Origin of the sequence: Rhizobacter sp. (assembly GCF_031412075.1) — a bacterium.
Taxonomy (GTDB): Bacteria; Pseudomonadota; Gammaproteobacteria; order Burkholderiales; family Burkholderiaceae_C; genus Rhizobacter.
Genome location: NZ_JANOCG010000530.1, coordinates 1 through 5,408 on the forward strand (window position 1 = coordinate 1; position 5,408 = coordinate 5,408).

3 protein-coding genes and 1 pseudogene are annotated in these 5,408 nt (G+C 66.5%); all 4 read right to left on the reverse strand.

Annotated features, from left to right (window positions below):
• Positions 1–296 (reverse strand): annotated as a pseudogene (locus tag RMO40_RS19805) (DNA-binding protein YbiB); the annotation flags it as partial.
• A gap of 96 nt (positions 297–392) precedes the next feature.
• Positions 393–3,158: a molybdopterin-dependent oxidoreductase gene (locus tag RMO40_RS19810; RefSeq protein WP_309725039.1), complete on the reverse strand. Its 2,766-nt coding sequence runs from the start codon at positions 3,156–3,158 to the stop codon at positions 393–395.
• A gap of 88 nt (positions 3,159–3,246) precedes the next feature.
• Entirely contained in the window at positions 3,247–3,603 is a 357-nt protein-coding gene (nirD, locus tag RMO40_RS19815) for a nitrite reductase small subunit NirD (protein ID WP_309725041.1), read from the reverse strand.
• A 7-nt stretch (positions 3,604–3,610) separates the two neighbouring features.
• On the reverse strand, positions 3,611–5,408 hold a 1,798-nt coding region (gene nirB / locus RMO40_RS19820), incomplete at its 5' end, for a nitrite reductase large subunit NirB (protein WP_309725043.1).

Below are 5,408 nucleotides of genomic sequence, written 5' to 3' on the forward strand. Positions count from 1 at the left end.
GCCAGCAGCGTGGTGAGGTTGGGCAGCTTGCGCGCACCGTTGTACGACGGCAGCACGACCGCCGGCTGCCGGGTGGTGATGGGCAGGCAGCGTGCGGTGGCGGCCTGCAGGAAGCCTGCGGTCTCGTCCACCGTCTCGCCCTTGATGCGCATGGCCATGGCAAATGCGCCGAGCTCGAGGTCGGTCACGTGGCCGTCGAGCACCTGGCTCATCAGGTCGTGCGCCTGCTCGGTGTTGAGCGAGCGGGCGCCTTCTTTGCCGCGGCCGATTTCCTTGATGTAGTGGCTGATGCTCATGGTGTATCCCTGGTTCTGTTTCGCAAGACCCGGGCCATGGGATGACACCACGGCGCGGGGCGCGATTCTAGGGAGATGTCATCAAGAGCGGGCGGCTCACGCCACGGGTGCCTGCGCACGGATCATGCGCTTCAACTCGGGGATGCACGAACCACAATTGGTGCCGCATTTCAGGCTGTCCTGCAGTTGCGCGAGCTGCGCGTCGGGCGCGCCCTGGCAGGCTTCGAGTGCGGCGTTGATCTCGGGTTCAGCCACGTTGAAGCAGGTGCAAACCTGTCGCCCGCGTGACTGCACCGCGACGGGTGCGCGTGCGCCCGGCACCAGCAGCAAGCGCCCATAAGCCTGGGCTGGCAGCTCGTCTTGCAGCAGGGGTTTGATCCACACCTCGGCACTGATGTCGCCGGCGAGCACAAAGCCCTCCAGCTGGGTCTTGTCACCCACAGGCGCGAGCCGCATAGTGCGCCGCTGGCCGCGGCGTTTGTCGGCGTAGTGCAGCACCTCGGTGCCGCCCAAACCCAGAATGCCTTCGATGCGTGTCAGCAGCTCGTCGGGCGCAGCTTCGTACGCGGCAGCGCGAAACAGCACGCCGCTGCGCTCGCGCCCAAAGGGAACGCAGCTCGCAAACGCAAAAGCGCGCATCAGCGGCTTGAGCTGCTCGCGTGCCCACACCGCCTTGTCGTCGGGCAACCAGGCCACTCCGAGCAGGCGCCACGGCAGCTCGGCCTTGAGCACCTTGACGGCGGCATGCTTGAGTTCGGGCTGTTTGGAGGTGGGGCAGAACGCCGGGCCGGTCAACACATTGACCCCCGTGATGCGCGTGCCCGTGCCGGTGCTGCCGGAGAGGAATTCTTCGCCCCAGTGCATGGCGATGAAGGCCTGCGTGGAGGCCACCTGGTCGCTGGCTTGCACCGGCAGCACGACGCTGCCACGCCGAGAGGTGACGTGGACCAGGTCGCCATTGGTGAGCTTCATGCGCACCAGGTCTTGCGGGTTCATCTCGACGTTGGGCTCGGGCACGTGGCCGAACAAGCGGCCCACGGTGCCGGTGCGGCTCATGCCGTGCCACTGGTCGCGCAGTCGGCCGGTGGTGAGCGAAACGGGGTAGCGCGCATCACGTGGCTCGGCCACCTTGTTGTAGGCCACGTCGGCAAACTTGGCGCGGCCGTCGGCGGTGGGGAAGATGCCGTCTTCGTAGAGGCGCGTGCGGCCGGTGGTCGCACCTTCCGGGAAGGGCCACTGTGCCGGCGCAGCGTCAAGTTGGGCGTAGCTCAGGCCGGTGATGTCGAGGTCGCGGCCGCGTGTGCTTTCGCGGTGTTCGTTCCACACCGACTCGGGTGTGTCGTAGGCAAAGAGCGTGGGTTGATGGGGGCGCAGCTTCTGCTCTAGCCGTTGAGCGAAGTCGACCACGGCGGCCCAGTCGTGACGCGTCTCGCCGGGGCTCGCGATGGCCGGGCGCACGCGGCTGATGCGGCGCTCGCTGTTGGTGACGGTGCCGTCTTTTTCGCCCCAGGTGGTGGCGGGCAGCAGCAGGTCGGCGTACTCGCAGGTGGTGGTGGTGCCGAAGGCCTCTTGCACCACCACGAACTCGGCGCGCTCCAGCGCACGGCGCACCGTGGTCTGGTCGGGCATCGACTGCGCGGGGTTGGTGCAGGCGATCCACAGCGCCTTGATCTGCCCGTCGGCGGCGGCCTCGAACATCTCGACCGCGGTCTTGCCCGGCGTGGCCGGCACCTCCGGCACGCCCCACAGCCGCGCCACTTCGGCACGGTGTTCCGGGTTGGCCAGGTCGCGGTGCGCGCTCAGCAGGTTGGCCAGGCCGCCGACCTCGCGCCCGCCCATCGCATTGGGCTGCCCGGTGAGCGAGAAGGGCCCGGCGCCGGGTTTGCCGATCTGGCCGGTGGCCAGGTGCAGGTTGATGAGCGCGGCGTTCTTGGCGGTGCCGCTGCTGCTCTGGTTGAGGCCTTGGCAGTAGAGCGACAGCGTGCGGCCGTTTGCATCACCAAACCAGCGTGCCGCTTGCAGCAGCGCATCTTCCCTGATGCCGCAAACCTCAGCGACATGTTTGGGCGTGAAGTCGCGCACCCGGTTGCGCAGGGCTTCGAAGCCTGGGGTGTGGGCGGCGATGTAGGCGCTGTCGGTCAGGCCTTCCCACAGCATCACGTGCAGCATGCCGTGGTACAGCGCCACGTCGGTGCCGGGCAGGATGGGCAGGTGCAGGTCGGCCGCTTCGGCCGTCTCGGTGCGGCGCGGGTCGGCCACGATCATCTTCAACGCCGGGTTGGCGCGCTTGGCGTCTTCGATGCGGCGGTAGAGGATGGGGTGGGCGAAGGCGGTGTTCGAGCCGGTGATGAAGAGCGTGGACGCAAAGTTCAGGTCGTCGTAACAGGCCGGCGGCGCGTCGGCCCCGAGCGTGGCCTTGTAGCCAGCCACTGCGCTGCTCATGCACAGGCGCGAATTGGTGTCGACGTTGTTGGTGCCGATCAAGCCCTTGGCAAGCTTGTTGAAGACGTAGTAATCCTCGGTCAACAGCTGGCCCGAGATGTAGAAGCCCACGGCGTCGGGCCCGTGCTCGGTGATGACCTGCGCGAACTTGTCGGTGGCGAGCGTGAGCGCAGCGTCCCACGACACGGCCTGCGGCGCGCTTTGGCGAGAGAGGCGGTGCGCAGGCTGCAGCAGCCGCGCTTGCAGCGTGATTGGCTTGGCGGCGGTGTGGTGGAGCGTGCTGCCCTTGGTGCACAGGCGACCGAAGTTGGCCGGGTGATCCGGGTCACCGCGCACACCGGTGATCTGGTCGCCGTGCGACTCGATGATCACACCGCAGCCGACCCCGCAATACGGGCAGGTGCTGCGCGTTTCAGTCATGACAACCCCTCGTTCGACGGGTGCGTCAAACGGCCCCCCGAGGGGGCGCGGGCCGGCTTGGGAGCGGCCCGGCGCTCGGCCCTCTTGTTCATGCCGTCGCCTGGACCTCGTCGAGGGCGAGCGAGTTCAGCTCATCAAGATCGAGGTGCACCACCCCGTTGTCGACCTTCACCTTGAACGGTGTGGTGCAACCGACATCAGGCGCCTGCGCGCAGCCGTCGCTCAGGCCGATGGTCCAGTTGTGCAAGGGGCAGGCGACGCTCTCACCGAACACGATGCCCTGGCTCAGCGGGCCGCCCTTGTGCGGGCACTTGTCGAGCAGTGCAAACACTTTGTCTTCGCTGTTGCGGAACACCGCCACGGCAGTGCCCTGGGCACGGACGACGCGGCGGGCACCCAGCACCGGAATGTCGGAGACGGGGCAGATGGATTTCCATTGGCTCATGGCGGGCTCAGGCGGAGAGAGGGGAGAACTGGCGGGTGTCCACCGCGGCTTTGTCGAATTCGAACCACGGGTCGGGTTCGCCGTCCAGTGCAAATTGCAAACGCTCCCACAGGGCCTTGCGGCCTTCGGCATCGTCGAGGATGCGCTTCTTCACGTAGTCGAGGCCCACGCGGTTCACGTAGTGCACCGTGCGCTCGAGGTACCAGCCCTCCTGGCGGTAGAGCTCGCAGAAGGCGCCGGTGTACTCGAGCACTTCGGCAGCTGTCTTGACCTTGACGAAGAAGTGCGCCACCTCGGTCTTGATGCCGCCGTTGCCGGCGATGTACATCTCCCAGCCGGAATCGACACCGATCACACCCACGTCCTTGATGCCGGCTTCGGCGCAGTTGCGCGGGCAGCCGGAGACGGCGAACTTGACCTTGTGCGGGGCATACATGCGCCACATGGCGCGCTCCAGGTCCTTGCCCATCTGGGTGCTGTCTTGCGTGCCCATGCGGCACCACTCGCTGCCCACGCAGGTCTTGACCGTGCGCAGTGCCTTGGCGTAGGCGTGGCCGCTGGGCATGCCGATGTCTTTCCACACGTTGACCAGGTCTTCCTTCTTCACGCCCAGCAGGTCGATGCGCTGGCCGCCGGTGACCTTGACGGTGGGGATCTTGTACTTGTCGACTGCGTCGGCGATGCGGCGCAACTCGGCGGCCGTGGTCTCGCCGCCCCACATGCGCGGAATGACGGAGTAGGTGCCGTCTTTCTGGATGTTGGCGTGGCTGCGCTCGTTGATGAAGCGCGATTGCGGGTCGTCCTTGGCCTCTTTCGGCCAGGTGCTGGTGACGTAGTAGTTGACGGCCGGGCGGCAGCTCGAGCACCCGTTGGGTGTGCGCCACGCCATGGCCTTGTAGGTGTCGCCGATGGTGAGCAGTTTCTGCTCGCGAATGGCGTCGCGCACCTCCTGATGGCTCGCATCGGTGCAGCCACACATGGCCTTCTTCTTCGGCGTGGCCGAATAGTCGCCACCTGCCGTGAACATGAGCAGCTGTTCGACCAGGCCGGTGCAAGAGCCGCAAGAGGCCGAGGCCTTGGTCTGCTTGCGCACCTCTTCGAGCGTGAACAGGCCTTTTTCCTTGATGGCCTTGCAGATGGTGCCCTTGTTGACGCCGTTGCAGCCGCAGACTTCGTCGCTGTCGGCCATGGCCGCAGCCTTGTTGTGGCCTTCGTGGCCCACGTCGCCGATGTTCGACTCACCGAACATCAGCTTGTCGCGGATGTCGTGCACGCTGCGGCCATCGCGCAAGAGCTTGAAGTACCAACTGCCATCGGCGGTGTCGCCGTACAGGCAGGCGCCGATCAGCTTGTCGTCTTTGATCACCAGCTTCTTGTAGACCCCGCCGAAGGGGTCGCTCATCACGATGTCTTCGCAGCCCTCGCCGCCGGTGAAGTTGCCGGCCGAAAACAGGTCGATGCCCGTGACCTTGAGCTTGGTGGAGGTGAGCGAGCCCAGGTAGCGGCCGATGCCGAATTCCGCCAGGTGATTGGCCGCCACCTTGGCCTGCTCGAACAGCGGCGCCACCAGCCCATAGGCGATGCCACGGTGCGCCGCGCATTCGCCGACCGAGTAGATGCGGGCGTCGGTGACGGTCTGCATGGTGTCGTTGACCACGATGCCGCGGTTGCAGTGCAGGCGCATCTTCTCGGCCAGCTCGGTGTTGGGGCGAATGCCGACGGCCATCACCACCAGGTCGGCCGCGACTTCCATGCCGTCCTTGAACTTGACGGCCTTCACGCGGCCGTCATCGCCGCCGGTCAGC